10 protein-coding genes are annotated in these 18,628 nt (G+C 71.1%); 7 read left to right on the plus strand and 3 right to left on the minus strand.

The features are described from left to right. Positions 1-272 precede the first annotated feature (272 nt). From ACI2LY_RS09620 to ACI2LY_RS09630, 3 genes are all read left to right on the plus strand, one after another. Positions 273-2,312, plus strand: a complete 2,040-nt coding sequence (locus ACI2LY_RS09620; protein WP_404706700.1) for a M4 family metallopeptidase — start codon at positions 273-275, stop codon at positions 2,310-2,312. A gap of 258 nt (positions 2,313-2,570) precedes the next feature. Beyond that, on the plus strand, positions 2,571-4,205 hold the full coding sequence (locus ACI2LY_RS09625; protein ID WP_404706701.1) for a M4 family metallopeptidase: 1,635 nt from the start codon (positions 2,571-2,573) through the stop codon (positions 4,203-4,205). Between the two features lie 70 nt (positions 4,206-4,275). Next, on the plus strand, positions 4,276-4,797 hold the full coding sequence (locus ACI2LY_RS09630; protein ID WP_404706702.1) for a DUF1990 family protein: 522 nt from the start codon (positions 4,276-4,278) through the stop codon (positions 4,795-4,797). Here the strand turns inward: ACI2LY_RS09630 and ACI2LY_RS09635 are convergent, their stop codons facing one another. Both ACI2LY_RS09635 and ACI2LY_RS09640 read right to left on the minus strand, forming a co-directional pair. Beyond that, on the minus strand, positions 4,798-5,397 hold the full coding sequence (locus ACI2LY_RS09635) for a hypothetical protein (protein ID WP_404706703.1): 600 nt from the start codon (positions 5,395-5,397) through the stop codon (positions 4,798-4,800). Positions 5,398-5,465: 68 nt separating this feature from the next. Next, on the minus strand, positions 5,466-8,084 hold the full coding sequence (locus tag ACI2LY_RS09640; RefSeq protein ID WP_404706704.1) for a glycosyltransferase family 1 protein: 2,619 nt from the start codon (positions 8,082-8,084) through the stop codon (positions 5,466-5,468). Positions 8,085-8,507: 423 nt separating this feature from the next. Between ACI2LY_RS09640 and ACI2LY_RS09645 the strand changes: the two genes are divergently transcribed. The 4 genes from ACI2LY_RS09645 to glgB all read left to right on the plus strand — a co-directional run bounded on the left by ACI2LY_RS09645 (position 8,508) and on the right by glgB (position 16,194). Then, positions 8,508-10,622 carry an alpha-1,4-glucan--maltose-1-phosphate maltosyltransferase gene (locus tag ACI2LY_RS09645; RefSeq protein ID WP_404706705.1) on the plus strand — a complete coding sequence of 705 codons (2,115 nt, stop codon included), beginning with the start codon at positions 8,508-8,510 and terminating at the stop codon, positions 10,620-10,622. Beyond that, positions 10,619-12,319 (plus strand): maltose alpha-D-glucosyltransferase, encoded by a 1,701-nt coding sequence (gene treS / locus ACI2LY_RS09650; RefSeq protein WP_404706706.1) that lies wholly within the window; start codon positions 10,619-10,621, stop codon positions 12,317-12,319. Before ACI2LY_RS09645 ends, treS begins: the two co-directional genes overlap by 4 nt. A gap of 93 nt (positions 12,320-12,412) precedes the next feature. Next, positions 12,413-13,807 carry a maltokinase gene (locus ACI2LY_RS09655; protein ID WP_404706707.1) on the plus strand — a complete coding sequence of 465 codons (1,395 nt, stop codon included), beginning with the start codon at positions 12,413-12,415 and terminating at the stop codon, positions 13,805-13,807. A gap of 32 nt (positions 13,808-13,839) precedes the next feature. Further along, positions 13,840-16,194: a 1,4-alpha-glucan branching enzyme gene (glgB, locus tag ACI2LY_RS09660; protein ID WP_404706708.1), complete on the plus strand. Its 2,355-nt coding sequence runs from the start codon at positions 13,840-13,842 to the stop codon at positions 16,192-16,194. Between the two features lie 36 nt (positions 16,195-16,230). On the opposite strand, the gene ACI2LY_RS09665 is transcribed toward glgB, so the two are convergent. After that, positions 16,231-18,504 (minus strand): HelD family protein, encoded by a 2,274-nt coding sequence (locus tag ACI2LY_RS09665; RefSeq protein WP_404706709.1) that lies wholly within the window; start codon positions 18,502-18,504, stop codon positions 16,231-16,233. Between the last annotated feature and the right edge of the window lie 124 nt (positions 18,505-18,628).

Genomic DNA, 18,628 nt, shown 5'->3' on the forward strand with positions numbered 1-18,628 from the left:
TCGACACATCTGTTCAACACGCTTGCAATAAAGGGGAGTTGGCACGGGAGGCGCACCTTCCGGCCAACTTCCCGACGCACTCCTGACAGGCCCCCCGCTCCCCTGTCACTCTTCCCACGACCGACTCACAGCGACCGCACAGCGCTCACGCGTCCCGCGCCACCCGCGCCCTGACGCGCGCCCCGCACCGCCCTGTTCTGCCCCGGACGCCCCAACCCACCGTCCGGTCTCCCTCGGCCGCGCGACCGGCGGCCACGCAGAAGGAGTCAGTGTTGAGCAGCAGCCCCAGCAGCAGCCCCTCCCGCAGACGCGTCTCCCCGCGCCGCCGTACCGCCACCGTCGCCCTGGCCGGAGTGGCGGCGCTCATCGCCGCCGCCGTCCAGTCCGGCGCGGCGACCGCCGCCCCGGCGAAGCCCCTGCCGGGCAAGGCCGACCCCGCGCACAGCTCCGTACGCCTCACCCCCGCCCAGCGCTCCGGGCTGATCCGCGACGCCGACGCCGGGCGGGCGGACACCGCCCGCTCGATCGGGCTCGGCGCCCAGGAGAAGCTGGTCGCCCGCGATGTCGTCAAGGACGGCGACGGCACCCTGCACACCCGCTACGAGCGCACCTACGCGGGCCTGCCCGTGCTCGGCGGGGACCTGATCGTGGACACCGCGCCCTCCGGCGCGACCAAGCGCGTGCTGAAGGCGTCCGGCGCCACGCTGAAGGTCACCGGCCTCACCCCGGCCGTGCCGAAGGCGACGGCGGAGCGGCAGGCGGTGGCGCGGGCGAAGACGCTCGGCGGCACCAAGTCGGCCGCCGACAGTGTGCGCCAGGTGATCTGGGCCGCCACCGGCAAGCCCGTCCTCGCCTGGGAGACGGTGGTCGGCGGCCTCCAGGACGACGGCACCCCGAACGAACTGCACATCGTCACCGACGCCACCACCGGCAAGAAGCTCTACGAGTACCAGGGCATCCGCACCGGCGTCGGCAACACCCAGTACAGCGGCCAGGTCCCGCTGACCACCACCCAGTCGGGCTCCACGTTCAACCTGACCGACGGGGACCGCGGCGGGCACAAGACGTACAACCTCAACCGGGGCACCTCCGGCACCGGCACCCTGTTCTCGCAAGGAACCGACACCTGGGGCAACGGCACCATCTCCGACCCGGCGACGGCGGGCGCCGACGCGCACTACGGGGCTGCGGTCACCTGGGACTTCTACAAGAACACGTTCGGCCGCAGCGGCATCAAGAACAACGGGGTCGGCGCGTACTCCCGTGTGCACTACGGGAATTCGTATGTGAACGCCTTCTGGAGCGACTCCTGCTTCTGCATGACCTACGGCGACGGCTCGGGCAACGCCGACCCGCTGACCGCCGTGGACGTCGCCGGGCACGAGATGAGTCACGGCGTCACCGCCAACACGGCCGGGCTCAACTACTCCGGCGAGTCGGGCGGGTTGAACGAGGCGACCTCCGACATCTTCGGCACCGGAGTGGAGTTCTACGCCGCCAACAGCTCCGACCCCGGTGACTACCTCATCGGCGAGAAGATCGACATCAACGGCGACGGCACCCCGCTGCGCTACATGGACAAGCCGAGCAAGGACGGCGCGTCCAAGGACAGTTGGTACTCCGGTATCGGCGGGGTGGACGTGCACTACTCGTCCGGCCCGGCGAACCACTTCTTCTATCTGCTGAGCGAGGGCAGCGGCGCCAAGGTGATCGACGGGGTCTCCTACGACTCCCCCACCGCCGACGGCCTCCCCGTCACCGGCATCGGCCGGGACAAGGCCCTCCAGATCTGGTACCGGGCGCTCACCACCAAGTGGACGTCCACCACCAACTACTCGGGCGCCCGCACCGGCACCCTGGCCGCGGCCGGGGAGCTGTACGGCACCACGAGCGCGGAGTACGCGGCGGTGCAGGACGCCTGGGCGGGCGTCGGGGTCGGCACCCGGCCCGGCGGCGACACCGGCACCTCGTACGAATCCACCACTCCGGTGACGATCCCGGACAACGGTCCCGCCGTCACCTCGGACATCACGGTCTCCGGGAGGAGCGGAAACGCGCCAAGCAACTTGCGCGTGGCCGTGAACATCACCCACACCTGGCGGGGTGACCTGGTGATCGATCTGGTCGGGCCCTCGGGCACCTCGTACCGGCTGAAGAACTTCAGCTCCTCGGACTCCGGGGACGACGTGGACGAGACCTACACCGTCAATGCAGCGGCCGAACCCGCCAACGGAACCTGGAAATTGAAGGTGCAGGACCAGGCGGCGCAGGACAAGGGCACCCTCAACTCCTGGAAGGTCACCTTCCCCTAGACCACCCCTCCGCCGCCCCTCGCGGCCGGTGAACGGGTGCCGTCCGGAGCGTGAACACCCCTCCGGACGGCCCCCGTTCACACGCCTGCAACAACATCAAGACGCCATGTTTCAGCCAACATCACCGCAGGGTCATGACATGTACGCGTCCCTGGTGCCACGCTCTCCCCACCCGCCGCAGCTGCACAGCGACTTCAGTACGCACCACCCGGCCAGTGACCCCACGCTGACCGGACGCCCCCACGTCAAGGAGCTACTGTGAGCCCCCTCTACGCGCGTCACAAGCGCACCACCCTCGCCATCGCCACCGCCGTCGCCGCCGGTGCCCTCCTCACCACGGGCCTGTCCTCCAGCGCGAACGCCGAGAACAAGACCCTGGCCGGCGCCCCGACGCTGCTGTCGGCGTCGGCACGCACCACGCTGATCCAGCAGGCCCAGTCCGACGCCCCGGAGACCGCCCAGCGCATAGGTCTCGGCGCCAAGGAGAAGCTGGTGGTCAGAGACGTCGTCAAGGACGTCGACGGCACCGTCCACACCCGCTACGAGCGCACCTACGCGGGCCTTCCGGTCCTCGGCGGCGACCTCGTGGTGCACACCGCCAAGTCCGGCAAGGCCGAGGGCGTCACCAAGGCCACCGGTACGGCCATCAAGGTGGCCTCGCTGAAGGCGCAGGTCACCCCGGCCAAGGCGGAGCAGCAGGCCGTCGGCGCCGCGAAGACGCTCGGCTCGGCCAAGACCGAGGCGGACGGCGCCCGCAAGGTCATCTGGGCGGGCTCCGGCAAGCCCGTCCTCGCCTACGAGACCATCGTCGGCGGCCTCCAGGACGACGGCACCCCGAACCAGCTGCACGTCATCACCGACGCCGCCACCGGCAAGAAGCTCTTCGAGTACCAGGGCATCGAGAACGCGACCGGCAAGACGCTGTACTCCGGCACGGTCACCCTCAACTCCGTGCAGTCGGGCTCGACGTACCAGCTCACCGACAGCGCCCGGGGCAACCACAAGACCTACAACCTGGCCCGCAAGACGTCCGGCACGGGCACTCTGGTGTCCAGCACCACCAACGTCTTCGGTACCGGCACCGCCTCCAGCTCCTCCTCCGACCAGACCGCGGCCGCCGACGCCGCCTACGGCGCGGCGGAGACCTGGGACTTCTACAAGAACACGTTCGGCCGCAGCGGCATCAAGAACAACGGCGTCGGCGCCTACTCCCGCGTCCACTACGGCAACGCCTACGTGAACGCGTTCTGGGACGACTCCTGCTTCTGCATGACCTACGGCGACGGTTCCGGCAACGTCGACCCGCTGACCTCGCTGGACGTCGCGGGCCACGAGATGAGCCACGGTGTCACCTCCAACACCGCGGGCCTGAACTACTCGGGCGAGTCCGGCGGCCTGAACGAGGCCACCTCGGACATCTTCGGCACCGGCGTGGAGTTCTACGCCAACAACGCCTCGGACCCCGGTGACTACCTCATCGGCGAGAAGATCGACATCAACGGCGACGGCACCCCGCTGCGCTACATGGACAAGCCGAGCAAGGACGGCGGCTCGGCCGACTACTGGTCCTCCTCGGTCGGCAACAAGGACGTGCACTACTCGTCCGGCGTCGCCAACCACTTCTTCTACCTGCTGTCCGAGGGCAGCGGCGCGAAGACGATCAACGGGGTCTCGTACAACTCCCCGACCTCCAACGGCTCCACGGTCACCGGCATCGGGCGCGCCAAGGCGCTCCAGATCTGGTACAAGGCGCTCACGACGTACTTCACGTCGACGACCAACTACAAGGCGGCCCGCACCGGCACCCTGAACGCGGCCTCCGCGCTCTACGGCTCCGGCAGCGCCGAGTACAACGCGGTGGCGGCGGCCTGGTCGGCGGTCAACGTCAGCTAGCGGTCCAGTAGTTGAGACTAGGCGCCCCCTGGGAAGGTGATCTTCCGGGGGGCGCCCTAGTCTGGTGACCATGTCCTCGGCGCCCTTCACCTACGAGCCGGTCGGCGCGACCCGCGACGATCTCGCCGTCTGCCCGCCCGGCTATCACCACCTCTTCTCCCGCACCCGGATCGGCGAGGGCCCCGCGGTCTTCCACCGGGCCACGGAGGCGCTCCTGACCTGGGAGTTGCACCGCGCGATGGGGGTCGGCATGGAGACCGACGCCGAGCGCGCGACCCCCGGCACCGAGGTCACGGTCAATCTCGGCAACCTGATCAAGGCCCCCTGCCGGGTCGTCTGGACCGCCGACGAGCCCCGCCGCGCGGGCTGGGCCTACGGCACCCTCCCCGGCCACCCCGAGCACGGCGAGGAAGCCTTCGTCGTCGACCGCACCGGCGACGGCACCGTCTGGCTCACCGTCGCCGCCTACAGCCGCCCCGCCAAGTGGTACACCCGCACCGCGGGCCCGGTCGCCCGAGCCCTCCAGCACGCCTACGCCCGCAGATGCGGAGCCACCCTGAAGCAGCTCTGCGCCGGGGAGGACGAGGGCTAGTCAGGCCACGGCCTCCTCCAGCAGCGCCTGCCGCACCACCGGCTCGGTGGCGGTGAGGACGGCCCAGGACGCCCCGCCGTCCAGCTTTCTCCGCCTGCCGACGGGCCGGGCCACCAGCTCCACGGACGCGCTGCCGCCGTCCGTCGTGAGGGCGACGCCCAGTGTCACGCCGACGCCGCCCAGCGGCCCGTAGGTGAGCGCGAGCCTGCCGTGGGTGAACTCGGTGACCTCACCGGCACGGGGCTGGGGCACCTGCTTGAGGGCGTGCAGCACCGCGTCCGTCAGCTGGTAGGCGGTGGTGCCGGGCGGGACAGGCAGCGTGAACCGCCGGACGGACGGCACGGACGCGGCCCGGGCGTCGAGGGGCAGCCCGAGGCGCGCGGTGTTACGGGCCGCGTGGAAGGTGTTCGACGTGGCCGTCACGCAGGCGAAGACCACACCCCAGCCCACCCCGGCCCCCACGGCCTGGAGCAGCGCCGCCGCCCAGCCGGAGGGGTCCTCCGCGATCAGGACGCCCACCATGAGGACGCTCACGAGAAGCGTCACGACGAGTGCCGCGGGGGCGCTGCGGCGCAGGGCCGCGAACCAGTAGCCGAACATCTGGGCGAAGGGTCCTTCTCTGTCGTCGGAGGGTGAACGATACGGCCCACCCTCCGACGGCAGAACACTCAGCGCAGCAGTACGCCCGCCGCTTCCACCGCGTCCTGCGGCGGTGCCGTCACCAGGCCCGTCTCCGCCGTGGAGGCGAGGAGGCGGTGGGTGGGGAGGATGCGGACGGTGTAGCCGAAGGGGCCGGTGCGGTCGAGGAACAGGGGGCCCTCGTAGAGCCAGCGGCCCTCCAGGTCGGGGTTGCCGACCGGCTTCAGCGGGACCGTGCTGGCGTCGGTGATGCGGTCGCCGGAGTCGACCCGGCCGGACACCACCTGCACCTCCACGTCGTCCGGCGTCAGCTCGCCGAGCCCCACCCGCACCCGGAGCCCGACACTGGAGCCCAGCTCCGCCGTGGCGGTCGGCGCGGTGGTCTCCACGTGGTCGACGCTCACCCCGGACCACGCCCCCCGCACCCGCGCCTTCCACGCGGCCAGTTCGCGCGCGGTGTCCGGGGCGAGCGCGCGGTGGGCCTGGGCGGCCGGGGCGTAGAGCCGCTCGACGTACTCGCGGACCATGCGCCCGGCGAGCACCTTCGGGCCGAGCAGGGTGAGGGTCTGGCGGACCATCTCGATCCACCGGTCGGGCAGGGCGGCCCGGCCGCGCTCGTAGAAGCGCGGGGTGACCCGGCCTTCGAGGAGTTCGTACAGCGCGGCGGCCTCGATGTCGTCCCGGCGCTCGATGTCGGTGGCCGCGCCGTCCGCCGTGGGGATGGCCCAGCCGAAGTCGGGCTGGAACCATTCGTCCCACCAGCCGTCCAGCACCGAGAGGTTGAGACAGCCGTTGAGCGCGGCCTTCATCCCGGAGGTGCCGCACGCCTCCAGCGGGCGCAGCGGGTTGTTCAGCCAGATGTCGCAGCCGGGGTAGAGCTTCTGCGCCATCCCCATGCCGTAGTCGGGCAGGAACACGATCCGGTGCCGCACCCGCGGGTCGTCCGCGAACCGCACCAGCTCCTGGACGAGCTTCTTGCCGCCGTCGTCCGCCGGGTGCGCCTTGCCCGCGACCACGATCTGCACCGGCCGCTGCGGATGCAGCAGCAGCTCGGTCAGCCGCGCCTTGTCCCGCAGCATCAGGGTGAGCCGCTTGTACGAGGGCACCCGCCGGGCGAAGCCGATGGTGAGCACGTCCGGGTCGAGCACCCCGTCGATCCAGCCCAGCTCGGCGTCGGCCGCCCCGCGCTGCCGCCAGGAGGCGCGCAGCCGGGACCGTACCTCCAGCACGAGCTGTTCGCGCAGGGTGCGGCGCAGCTCCCAGATCTCCTGGTCCGGGATCTCCGCGACCGCGTCCCAGCGCTCGGAGCCGCCGACGGTCAGCGCGTCCTCGGCCCGCTGCACGCCGAGCTGGCGGGAGCCGAGCCGCAGCACCTCGGGGGCGACCCAGGTGGGGGCGTGCACGCCGTTGGTGACCGAGGTGATCGGCACCTCCTCGGCGTCGAACCCCGGCCAGAGCCCGGCGAACATCTCCCGGCTGACCTGCCCGTGCAGCAGGGACACCCCGTTGGCCCGCTGGGCGAGGCGCAGCCCCATCACGGCCATGTTGAACAGGCCCGGCTCGCCGCCGGGGTAGGTCTCGGTGCCCAGGGCCAGCACCCGGCGCGGGTCGAGGCCCGGCAGTTCGGCGTCGGGCCCGAAGTGCCGGGCGACCAGCTCCCGGTCGAAGCGGTCGATCCCGGCGGGCACGGGGGTGTGGGTGGTGAACACCGTCCCGGACCGTACGGTCTCCAGCGCCGCGTCGAAGTCGAGTCCGTGCGAGCCCAGTTCGGCGATCCGCTCCAGGCCGAGGAACCCGGCGTGCCCCTCGTTGGTGTGGAACACCTCCGGCTCGGCGTGCCCGGTGAGGCGGCAGTAGGTGCGCACCGCGCGGACACCTCCTATGCCGAGCAGCATCTCCTGGAGCAGCCGGTGTTCGCTGCCGCCGCCGTAGAGCCGGTCGGTGACGCCGCGTTCGGCGGGGTCGTTCTCCTCCACGTCGGAGTCGAGCAGCAGCAGCGGGACCCGGCCCACCTGTGCGACCCAGATCCGGGCGTGCAGGGCGCGGCCGCCGGGCAGCGCGAGGGAGACCCGGGCGGGGGTGCCGTCGTCCTCCTTGAGCTGGGTGAGGGGCAGCTCGTTGGGGTCGAGGACGGGGTAGTGCTCCTGCTGCCAGCCGTCGCGGGAGAGGGACTGGCGGAAGTAGCCGTGCCGGTAGAGCAGTCCGACGCCGATGAGCGGGGCGCCCAGGTCGCTGGCGGCCTTGAGGTGGTCACCGGCGAGGATGCCGAGGCCGCCGGAGTACTGGGGCAGGGCCGCGGTGATGCCGAACTCGGGCGAGAAGTAGGCGACGGCGGCGGGCAGCCCGTCGCCCTGCTGCTGGTACCAGCGGTCGCCGCTCACATAGTCGTCCCGGTCGTCGGCGACCGCGCTCAGCCGACGCAGGAAGCGCCGGTCCTGCGCCAGCTCGGCGAGCCGCGCGGGGCTCACCCGGCCCAGCAGCCGCACCGGGTCGCCCTCGGCGGCGGCCCAGTGCTCGGGGTCCACGGACTGGAACAGGTCGCGCGTCTCCGCGTGCCAGGACCAGCGGAGGTTGCGCGCCAGGTCGCTGAGCGGCAGGAGGGGTTCGGGGAGAACGGGACGGACGGTGAACCGACGGATCGCCTTCACATTCCACCTCGGGACGCGTTCGCGGGGTGAGACGCACGGCGCTGTACGTCTCGTCGTCATTGTCGACGGTAGTGGTTACCGGGGCGTCACCGGGGACGCATCCGGGTGAAGCGCCCCGAACACGGCACATCTGGTACGCACGGGAACAGAGCGCCGCCGAGGGGCGCCCGGTGCCCAAGCGCCGGGAATTGGCCGAACCCCGCCGTACCGGAGGGAGTCAAGGCACGCCGGGCGGGAATCCGGGAGACGGGGCCGGTCTTGTACGGGGACGTACGCGCGAGTAGTTAACAAAGTGCCGGATTGCCCACCCGAACCGGGTGGGAAGGCTCCCCCGGTACGACGCACCAGGCACCACAGCACCGCAGCAGGAACCGTCGCCCGCACACCCGGCCCCTACCCAAGTCGACGCGGACAGGAGCGGTCATGCCCGCCACGCACCACTCGTCAGCACCGGCGACGCCCGGCAAGGCGACCGGCAGAAAACCCGGCCGGCCGGCCCGTCAGGCGGCCCCGCCGGACGCCGCCCGGACCGCCGCGACCGAGACCCCCAGAGGACAGCCCGTCATGGGCCGCATCCCGGTCCTGGACGTGCGGCCCGTGGTCCAGGGCGGACGCAGGCCCGCGAAGGCGGTGCCCGGCGAGGTCTTCGAGGTGTCGGCCACCGTGTTCCGCGAGGGGCACGACGCCGTGGCCGCCGATGTCGTGCTGCGCGATCCGGACGGCCGTCCCGGCCCGTTCACCCCGATGCGCGAACTCGCCCCCGGCACCGACCGCTGGGGCGCCACCGTCAGCGCGGACCGGCCCGGCCGCTGGACCTACTCGGTCGAGGCGTGGTCCGACCCGGTCGCCACCTGGCGGCACAACGCCGAGATCAAGATCCCGGCGGGCATCGACACCGCGTCCGTACTGGAGGAGGGCGCGCGGCTTTACGAGCGTGCGGCCGCCGGGGTCCCGGCCGAGCACCGGGACGTGCTGCGGGACGCGGTCGCGGCCCTGCGCGACGAGGACCGCCCGGCCGCCTGGCGACTGGCCTCGGCCCTCGCCCCGGAGGTCGCGGAGATCCTGGCCCGCCATCCCCTGCGGGAACTGGTCACGGCCTCCGACCCGCTGCCCCTGGTGGTGGAGCGCGAACGCGCCCTGTACGGCTCCTGGTACGAGTTCTTCCCCCGCTCGGAAGGGACCCTGGACGAACCGCACGGCACGTTCCGGACAGCGGCGAAGCGGTTGGAGGCCATCGCGGAGATGGGCTTCGACGTGGTCTACCTCCCGCCGATCCACCCCATCGGAACGACCCATCGCAAGGGCCGCAACAACACCCTGACCGCGACCCCGGACGATGTCGGTGTGCCGTGGGCGATCGGCTCGCCGGAGGGCGGTCACGACGCCGTCCACCCCGACCTCGGCACGCTCGAGGACTTCGACCACTTCGTGTCTCGCGCACGGGAGTTGGGGATGGAGGTGGCGCTCGACTTCGCCCTGCAGTGCTCGCCGGACCACCCCTGGGTGGAGAAGCACCCGGACTGGTTCCACCACCGTGCCGACGGCACGATCGCGTACGCGGAGAACCCGCCGAAGAAGTACCAGGACATCTACCCGGTCGCCTTCGACGCGGACATGGACGGCCTGGTGACGGAGACCGTGCGGGTGCTGCGGCACTGGATGGAGCACGGGGTACGGATCTTCCGCGTCGACAACCCGCACACCAAGCCCGTGGTGTTCTGGGAGCGGGTGATCGGGGAGATCAACAGCGCCGACCCCGACGTCATCTTCCTGGCGGAGGCGTTCACCCGTCCCGCGATGATGCACACCCTCGCCCAGGTCGGCTTCCAGCAGTCGTACACCTACTTCACCTGGCGTAACACCAAACAGGAGTTGACCGAGTACCTCACCGAACTCTCGGGGGACGCGGCCGCCTACATGCGGCCCAACTTCTTCGCCAACACCCCCGACATCCTGCACGCCTACCTCCAGCAGGGCGGCCGCCCCGCCTTCGAGGTCAGGGCCGTGCTCGCCGCCACCCTCTCCCCCACGTGGGGCATCTATAGCGGCTTCGAACTCTGCGAGAACCAGCCGCTGAAGGCGGACAGCGAGGAGTACTGGGACTCGGAGAAGTACCAGCTCAAGCCAAGGGACTGGGAGGCGGCGGCGCGTGAGGGACGCACCATCGCCCCGCTCGTCACCCGCCTCAACGACATCCGCCGGGAGCACCCGGCCCTGCACCAGCTGAGGGACATCCACTTCCATCACACGGACCAGGACGCGGTGATCGCGTACTCCAAGCGCAGTGGTTCGAACACGGTTCTGGTGGTCGCCAACCTCGACCCGCACCACACCCAGGAGGCCACGGTCTCGTTGGACATGCCGCAACTCGGCCTCGACTGGCACGAGTCGGTGCCGGTGCGCGACCTGCTCACCGGCGAGTCCTTTGACTGGGGCAGGGCCAACTATGTGCGACTCGAACCGGGTCGTCGACCCGCGCATGTGTTCTCGGTGCTGCGACCGTCCAACCCGCGGATCGGAGGGTCACCCGCCATATGATCGTCAACGAGCCCGTTCCCGACACCTTCGAGGACACACCGGCCAAGGACCGGGACCCGGAATGGTTCAAACGTGCCGTCTTCTACGAGGTCCTGGTCCGCTCCTTCCAGGACAGCAACGGCGACGGCGTCGGTGACCTCAAGGGTCTGACCGCCAAACTCGACTATCTGCAATGGCTCGGCGTGGACTGCCTCTGGCTCCCGCCGTTCTTCAAGTCGCCGCTGCGCGACGGCGGTTACGACGTCTCCGACTACACGGCCGTACTCCCCGAGTTCGGGGACCTCGCGGACTTCGTGGAGTTCGTGGACGCCACGCACCAGCGGGGCATGCGCGTCATCATCGACTTCGTCATGAACCACACCAGCGATCAGCACCCGTGGTTCCAGGAGTCCCGCAACAACCCCGACGGCCCGTACGGCGACTACTACGTCTGGGCCGACGACGACAAGCAGTACCAGGACGCGCGGATCATCTTCGTCGACACCGAGGCGTCGAACTGGACGTACGACCCGGTACGCAAGCAGTACTACTGGCACCGCTTCTTCTCGCACCAGCCGGACCTGAACTACGAGAACCCGGCCGTGCAGGAGGAGATGATCTCCGCGCTGAAGTTCTGGCTGGATCTCGGCATCGACGGGTTCCGACTGGACGCCGTGCCGTATCTGTACCAGCGCGAGGGCACCAACTGCGAGAACCTCCCCGAGACCCATGACTTCCTGAAGCGGGTCCGCAAGGAGGTCGACGAGCAGTACGCCGACAAGGTCGTGCTGGCGGAGGCCAATCAGTGGCCCGAGGACGTGGTCGACTACTTCGGCGACTACTCGACCGGCGGCGACGAATGCCACATGGCGTTCCACTTCCCGGTCATGCCGCGCATCTTCATGGCCGTACGCCGGGAATCCCGCTACCCGGTCTCGGAAATCCTCGCCAAGACCCCGGCGATCCCCACGAATTGCCAGTGGGGCATCTTCCTGCGCAACCACGACGAGCTGACCCTCGAAATGGTCACCGACGAGGAACGCGACTACATGTGGGCCGAGTACGCGAAAGACCCGCGTATGCGCGCCAACATCGGCATCCGCAGGCGTCTCGCCCCCCTCCTCGACAACGACCGCAACCAGATCGAGCTGTTCACCGCTCTCCTGCTCTCCCTGCCGGGCTCGCCGATCCTGTACTACGGCGACGAGATCGGCATGGGCGACAACATCTGGCTCGGCGACCGCGACGCCGTGCGTACGCCGATGCAGTGGACCCCGGACCGCAACGCGGGCTTCTCCTCCTGCGACCCCGGGCGCCTGTTCCTGCCCACGATCATGGACCCGGTCCACGGCTTCCAGGTCACCAACGTCGAAGCCTCCATGTCGTCGCCGTCCAGCCTCCTGCACTGGACCCGCCGCATGATCGAGATCCGCAAGCAGAACTCCGCCTTCGGGCTGGGCTCCTACACCGAGCTGGTCTCGTCCAACCCGGCGGTGCTCGCGTTCCTGCGGGAGTACGAGGACGACCTCGTGGTCTGCGTGCACAACTTCTCGCGGTTCGCGCAGCCCACCGAGCTGGATCTGCGCCAGTTCACCGGGCGGCATCCGGTGGAGCTGTTCGGCGGGGTGCGCTTCCCGGCCGTCGGCGAGCTGCCGTATCTGCTGACGCTGGCGGGGCACGGCTTCTACTGGTTCCGGTTGCGCCAGGACGCGGTGTAGTCCGGCCGGGTGGGGCGGCTGCCGGTTTCCGCCGCCCCGCTCGGGGCACCGTTCAGTAACACCCCGACGACCCGGGGAAAGGACGTGACGCCCATGGCGGAAACGGTCACCCCCTCCAGCACGTCAGGTACCACAGCCGAGCTGCTCGAATCGCTCGATCCCCTGTTGCGCGAATGGCTGCCCCGGCAGCGCTGGTTCGCCGGGAAGGGGCGCGCGGTCACCGGTTTCGACCTGGTGGCCGCCACCGAACTCCTGCCTCCCGATGGGAGGTTGGGCCTCTACCACTTGCTCCTGCGCGTCCACCAGCCACCGGCACCGGGCGCGCCCCCGCAGCCCGGTGACTGCTACCAGTTGCTGATAGGCGTGCGCGAGGCGCTGCCACCCCGGCTGGCGCCCGCGCTGATCGGCCATGTCGTGGACGGCCCGCTCGACGGGCGCACGGTCTACGACGCCCTGTACGACCCCCGGCCCGCCGAAGTGCTGCTGGAGGCCCTGCGCACCGGCGCCCGCGTCGGCGCGCTGCGCTTCGAGCGGGACCCGGCGCACGAGATCCGGGACCAGTTGGTGGCCCGGCTGATGACCGCCGAACAGTCCAACTCCTCGGTGGTGTACGGAGATACGTTCATCCTCAAGCTGCTGCGCCGGGTCACCGCCGGGATCAACCCCGACCTGGAACTGCCGCTCGCGCTGGCCCGCGAGGGCTGTGAGCGGGTGCCCGCGCCGGTGGCCTGGCTCCGTGCCGACCTGGACACCGAGCCGTACGTCCTCGCGGTGCTGCAGCCCTTCATGAACGGCGCGACCGACGGCTGGGAGCTGGCGCTGCGCGAGCTGGCCAAGGGCGAGGACTTCACCGGCGAGGCGCGGGCCCTGGGCCGGGCCACCGCCGAGGTGCACACCACCCTCGCCCGCGCCCTGCCGACCGTCACCCTCGGCCATGCCCAACTGGAGCTGCTGGTGGGCGGGATGACCGAGCGGCTGACGGCCGCCGTGCAGGCGGTGCCCGCGCTGCGGCCGTACAAGACCGGGCTGCGCTCGGCCTTCGAGGCGCTGGCCGACCTGGCCCGCGAGGGCGAGACCTGGACCGCGCAGCGGGTGCACGGCGATCTGCATCTCGGCCAGTGCCTGCGTTCACCGGGCGACGACTGGTCGCTGATCGACTTCGAGGGCGAGCCGTCCCGCCCGCTGGCCGAGCGGCGCATGCCGCAGCCCGCGGTGCGGGACATCGCGGGCATGCTGCGCTCCTTCGACTACGCGGCCCACTCCGCGCAGACCCCGGCGCCCGGCTGGGCCCACGCCTGCCGGGCCGCCTACTGCACCGGGTACGCCGAGGTCACCGGCCGCGACCCGCGTACCGACCCGGTGATGCTGCGCGCGTACGAGACCGACAAGGCGATCTACGAGGTCGTCTACGAGGCCCGGCACCGCCCCGAGTGGCTGCCGGTGCCGATGTCGGCGGTGCGCCGCCTCGCCCTGCCCGACCTGTCCTGACTCCGACCTGACCCCGACCGGGAGACTCGTCCGTGACGTCCAAGAAGCCAGCCGGTCCGAAGAGCAAGTCCGGCAAGAAGCAGGCCAAGTCCTCGCAGGCGGCCCCGGCGAAGCAGGTCCGGGCGAAACCCGGCAGGCAGGCGGACTCCCCGGAGAACGCGCCCGCGATCCCGAAGGCCCGTACCCCGGAGGCACCCGCGGTCTCCCCCGCGCTGGACCGGGCCGACCGTGAGCGGCTGCTCGCGGGCACGCACCACGACCCGCACACCGTGCTGGGCGCCCACCCGGTGCCCGGCGGGGTGGCCTTCCGGGTGTTCCGCCCGCACGCGGAGGCGGTCACCGTCGTCTTCGAGGACGTACGGGCGGAGCTGCGCGACAACGGGGAGGGCTTCTTCTCCGGCCTGCTCCCGCTGGCCGAGGTCCCGGCCTACCGGCTGCTGGTGTCGTACGACGGCACGGAGCACGAGGCCGAGGACCCGTACCGCTTCCTGCCCACGCTGGGTGAGCTGGATCTGCATCTGCTGGGCGAGGGGCGGCACGAGGAGCTGTGGCAGGCGCTCGGCTCGCGGGTGCTGACCCAGCAGGGTGTGACCGGGACCCGGTTCGCGGTGTGGGCGCCGAACGCGCTCGGGGTGCGGGTCGCGGGCGGCTTCGACTTCTGGGACGCGACCGGCTTCCCGATGCGCTCGCTGGGCTCGTCCGGGGTGTGGGAGCTGTTCGTGCCGGGGGTCGGGGAGGGTGAGCTGTACAAGTTCGAGATCATCCGCCCGGACGGCTCGCGCACCCTGCGCGCGGACCCGATGGCCCGCCGTACGGAGGTGCCGCCCGCCACGTCCTCGATCGTGGACGTCTCGCGCCACGAGTGGGGCGACGCCGAGTGGATGGCGCACCGCGCGGACCGCCCGGTGCACGAGGCCCCCTTCTCGGTGTACGAGGTGCACCTGCCGTCCTGGCGGCCGGGGCTCACCTACCGGCAGCTCGCCGAGCAGCTTCCCGCCTACGTCGGTGATCTCGGGTTCACCCACGTCGAGTTGATGCCGGTGGCCGAGCATCCCTTCGGCGGCTCGTGGGGCTATCAGGTCACCGGTTTCTACGCGCCGACGGCCCGGCTCGGCACCCCCGACGACTTCAAGTACCTGGTGGACAGGCTGCATCAGGCGGGCATCGGGGTGCTGATGGACTGGGTGCCCGCTCATTTCCCGCGCGACGAGTGGGCGTTGGCCGAGTTCGACGGGCGTCCGCTGTACGAGCACGGTGATCCGCTGCGGGCCGCCCATCCGGACTGGGGCACGCTGGAGTTCGACTTCGGGCGCCGGGAGGTGCGGAACTTCCTGGTCGCCAACGCGGTGTACTGGTGCGAGGAGTTCCACATCGACGGGCTGCGCGTGGACGCCGTCGCCTCGATGCTCTACCTCGACTACTCGCGCGAGGCGGGCCAGTGGACGCCGAACGAGTTCGGCGGGCGGGAGAACCTGGACGCGGTCGCCTTCCTCCAGGAGATGAACGCCACCGTCTACCGGCGCTGCCCCGGTGTGGTCACCATCGCGGAGGAGTCCACCGCCTGGGACGGCGTGACCCGGCCGACCCACCACAAGGGGCCGAGCGGCTTCGGCGGGCTGGGCTTCGGGCTGAAGTGGAACATGGGCTGGATGCACGACTCGCTGGCCTACATGAGCCACGAGCCGGTGCACCGCAAGTACCACCACCACGAGATGACCTTCTCGATGGTGTACGCGTACAGCGAGAACTACGTGCTCCCCATCTCCCACGACGAGGTGGTGCACGGCAAGCGGTCACTGGTCTCCAAGATGCCCGGCGACTGGTGGCAGCAGCGCGCCAACCTCCGGGCCTACCTGGCCTTCATGTGGGCCCACCCCGGCAAGCAACTCCTCTTCATGGGGCAGGAGTTCGCGCAGGGCGCCGAGTGGTCCGAGGCGCACGGCCCGGACTGGTGGCTGCTGGACCCGGCCTACGGTGCCGAGTCCGAGCACCGGGGCGTACGCGACCTGGTCCGCGACCTGAACACCGCCTACCGCGCCACCCCGGCGCTGTGGGAGCGGGACACCGATCCGGCGGGGTTCGAGTGGATCGTCGGGGACGCGGCGGAGGACAACGTCTTCGCCTTCCTGCGCCGCGACGCCGAGGGCGCCCCGCTGCTGTGCGTCGCCAACCTCTCCCCGCTGGTCCGCCACGACTACCGCCTCGGTGTCCCCGACGACGTCCCCGCCTGGCACGAGACCCTCAACACCGACCTCGGCCGCTACGGCGGCGGCGACATCGCGGGCCAGGACACCGTCAAGCCGGAACCCCAGCCCTGGCACGGCCGCCCGACCAGCATCCGCCTGACCCTGCCGCCGCTGGCGACGGTGTGGCTGCGACCTGCGTGAGACCGCACCCGTCTGGGGGCCAGGCGACCGGCCCCGCTACACCTTGAGCGCCGCCGGGACCTCGCCCGTGTGCAGCACCCCCAGTCGCTGCGTCGCGCGGGTGAGGGCCACGTACAGGTCGCTGGTGCCGTAGGCGGCGGGGTCGACGACCAGGACCGAGTCGAACTCCAGGCCCTTGGCCTGGCGGGGGTCGAGCAGGACCACGTTCCGGGTCAGGTCGGGTTCGCCGCCCGCCGTGACGCCGTCCAGCCGGGCGGCGAGGGTGTCGTGCAGTGCGCGCGGCGCGATGACCCCGAGCCTGCCCTCGGCCGGGGTCAGCTCGGCCACCGCGTCCGCGACCGCGCCGGGCAGGTCGCCGGAGGCGTCCCGCACCCAGGGGCGTACCCCGGTGGAGCGGACCGAGCTGGGCGGCTCGAAGTCCGGCTGCTCGGCGCGGACCACGCGGGCGGCCAGGTCCATGATCTCGGACGGGGTGCGGTAGTTGACCCCGAGCCGGGTGTGCTCCCAGCGGTCCTCGACGTACGGCTCGAGGATGTCCGACCAGGAGCCGACCCCGGCCGCCTCGGCGGTCTGCGCGGGGTCGCCGACCAGGGTCATGGAGCGGGTCGGACTGCGCCGCATCAGCAGCCGCCACGCCATCGGGGACAGCTCCTGCGCCTCGTCCACGATGATGTGCCCGAACGCCCAGGTCCGGTCGGCGGCCGCGCGCTCGGCGGCACTGCGGTGGTCGTCCTCCTCGTGCCGCTCGGCGAAGCGTTCGGCGTCGATGATGTCGTGCGCGGAGAGCACCTCGGAGGACTCGGGGTCGTCCTCCTCCTTGTCGTCGAACTCGTAGGTGCGGGACGCGTACGACACGTCCAGCACGCCCTGCGCGTACGCGATCTGTGTCTCCCGCTCCCGGTCGGCGCGGGCGCGGGCCAGCCGGTCGTCCTCGCCGAGGAGTTCGGCGGCCTCGTCCAGCAGGGGCACGTCCGCGACGGTCCAGGCGCGGGTCACGGGGCGGCGTACCGCGTCGGCGTCCTCGGGCGGGAGGTGGCCGTCGGGCTCGGCGAGGAAGTCCGCGAGCAGGCGGCGCGGGGTGATCCGGGGCCACAACTGGTCGATGGCGGACCAGACTTCGGGGTTCTCGGCGAGTTCGTCGCGGATCTGGGTGATGTCGGCGGGGTCCAGCAGGCTGCTGCCGTCGTAGGGGTCGGTGCCCACGCGTTCGGCGTACATCTCGGTGAGCGTGTTGAGGATGTGGCCCTCGAAGTGCTCGCGGGCCGCGTTGTGCGGCAGCTTGACGGCGCGGGTGCGTTCGCGGGCGGTGGCGACCAGGCCCTCGTCGAGCATCAGCACCTCGCGGTCGTGCTCGATGGCGATCACCGGGTCCGGCAGCGCCTGCCGCTCGGCGACGACGGCGGCGAGCACGTCGGCCATCTCGGCGCGGCCCTTCACCGCGGCCGCCTCCGGGGTGTCGGTGGCGGTGGCCTTCACGCCGGGGAACAGTTCCCCGACCGTGGCCAGCAGCACGCCGGTCTCACCGAGCGAGGGCAGCACCTCGCCGATGTAGCCGAGGAAGGCGGGGTTGGGGCCGACGATCAGCACCGCGCGGCGGGCGAGCAGTTCGCGGTGCTCGTAGAGCAGGTAGGCGGCGCGGTGCAGGGCGACCGCGGTCTTGCCGGTGCCGGGACCGCCCTCGACCACCATCACGCCCCGGTGCGGGGCCCGGATGATGTCGTCCTGCTCGGCCTGGATGGTCTGCACGATGTCGTTCATGCGGCCGGTGCGCGCGGTGTTCAGCGCGGCGAGCAGCACGGCGTCGCCGGTGGGGTCCTCGTGGCCGGTGCGGGTCTGGTCCCCGAGGTCGAGGATCTCGTCGTGCAGCGCGGTGACGGTACGCCCGTCGCTGGTGATGTGCCGACGGCGGCGCAGGCCCATCGGGGTGTGGCCGGTGGCCACGTAGAAGGGGCGGGCGACGTCGGCGCGCCAGTCGATGAGGACGGGGGTGCGCTCGTCGTCGTCGCGGCGCAGCCCGATCCGGCCGATGTGGTGCGTGGTGCCGTCGGCGAGGTCGATCCGGCCGAAGCAGAGCGAGCCGTCGACGGAGTTCAGCGCGGCGAGCAGCCCGGAGCGCTCGGCGACCAGGATGTCCCGCTCCAGCCGTGCCTGCTGGGGCTTGTCGCCCTGCGCGAGGGCGTCCTTGACGCCGGTCTCGGCGTCGCCGCGCAGCTCGTCCACGCGCTCGTAGAGTCCGTCGATGAATTCCTGCTCGAACCGCAATTCATCGTCCGGAAATTCGGTGTTTGACAATTCCACTCCCGCCCGCATATACTGTGCTCATCAAGCTTCCGCACGACTTCTTCGCCAAGGCATCATAAAGAAGTCGTGAACGGTCCAATATACCGAAAGAAATCCCCCGGGCGCCAATGCCCGGGGGATTTCTTTGCTTGCG

The sequence above is a fragment of the Streptomyces sp. NPDC002176 genome (assembly GCF_044903645.1).
Classification (GTDB): domain Bacteria; phylum Actinomycetota; class Actinomycetes; order Streptomycetales; family Streptomycetaceae; genus Streptomyces.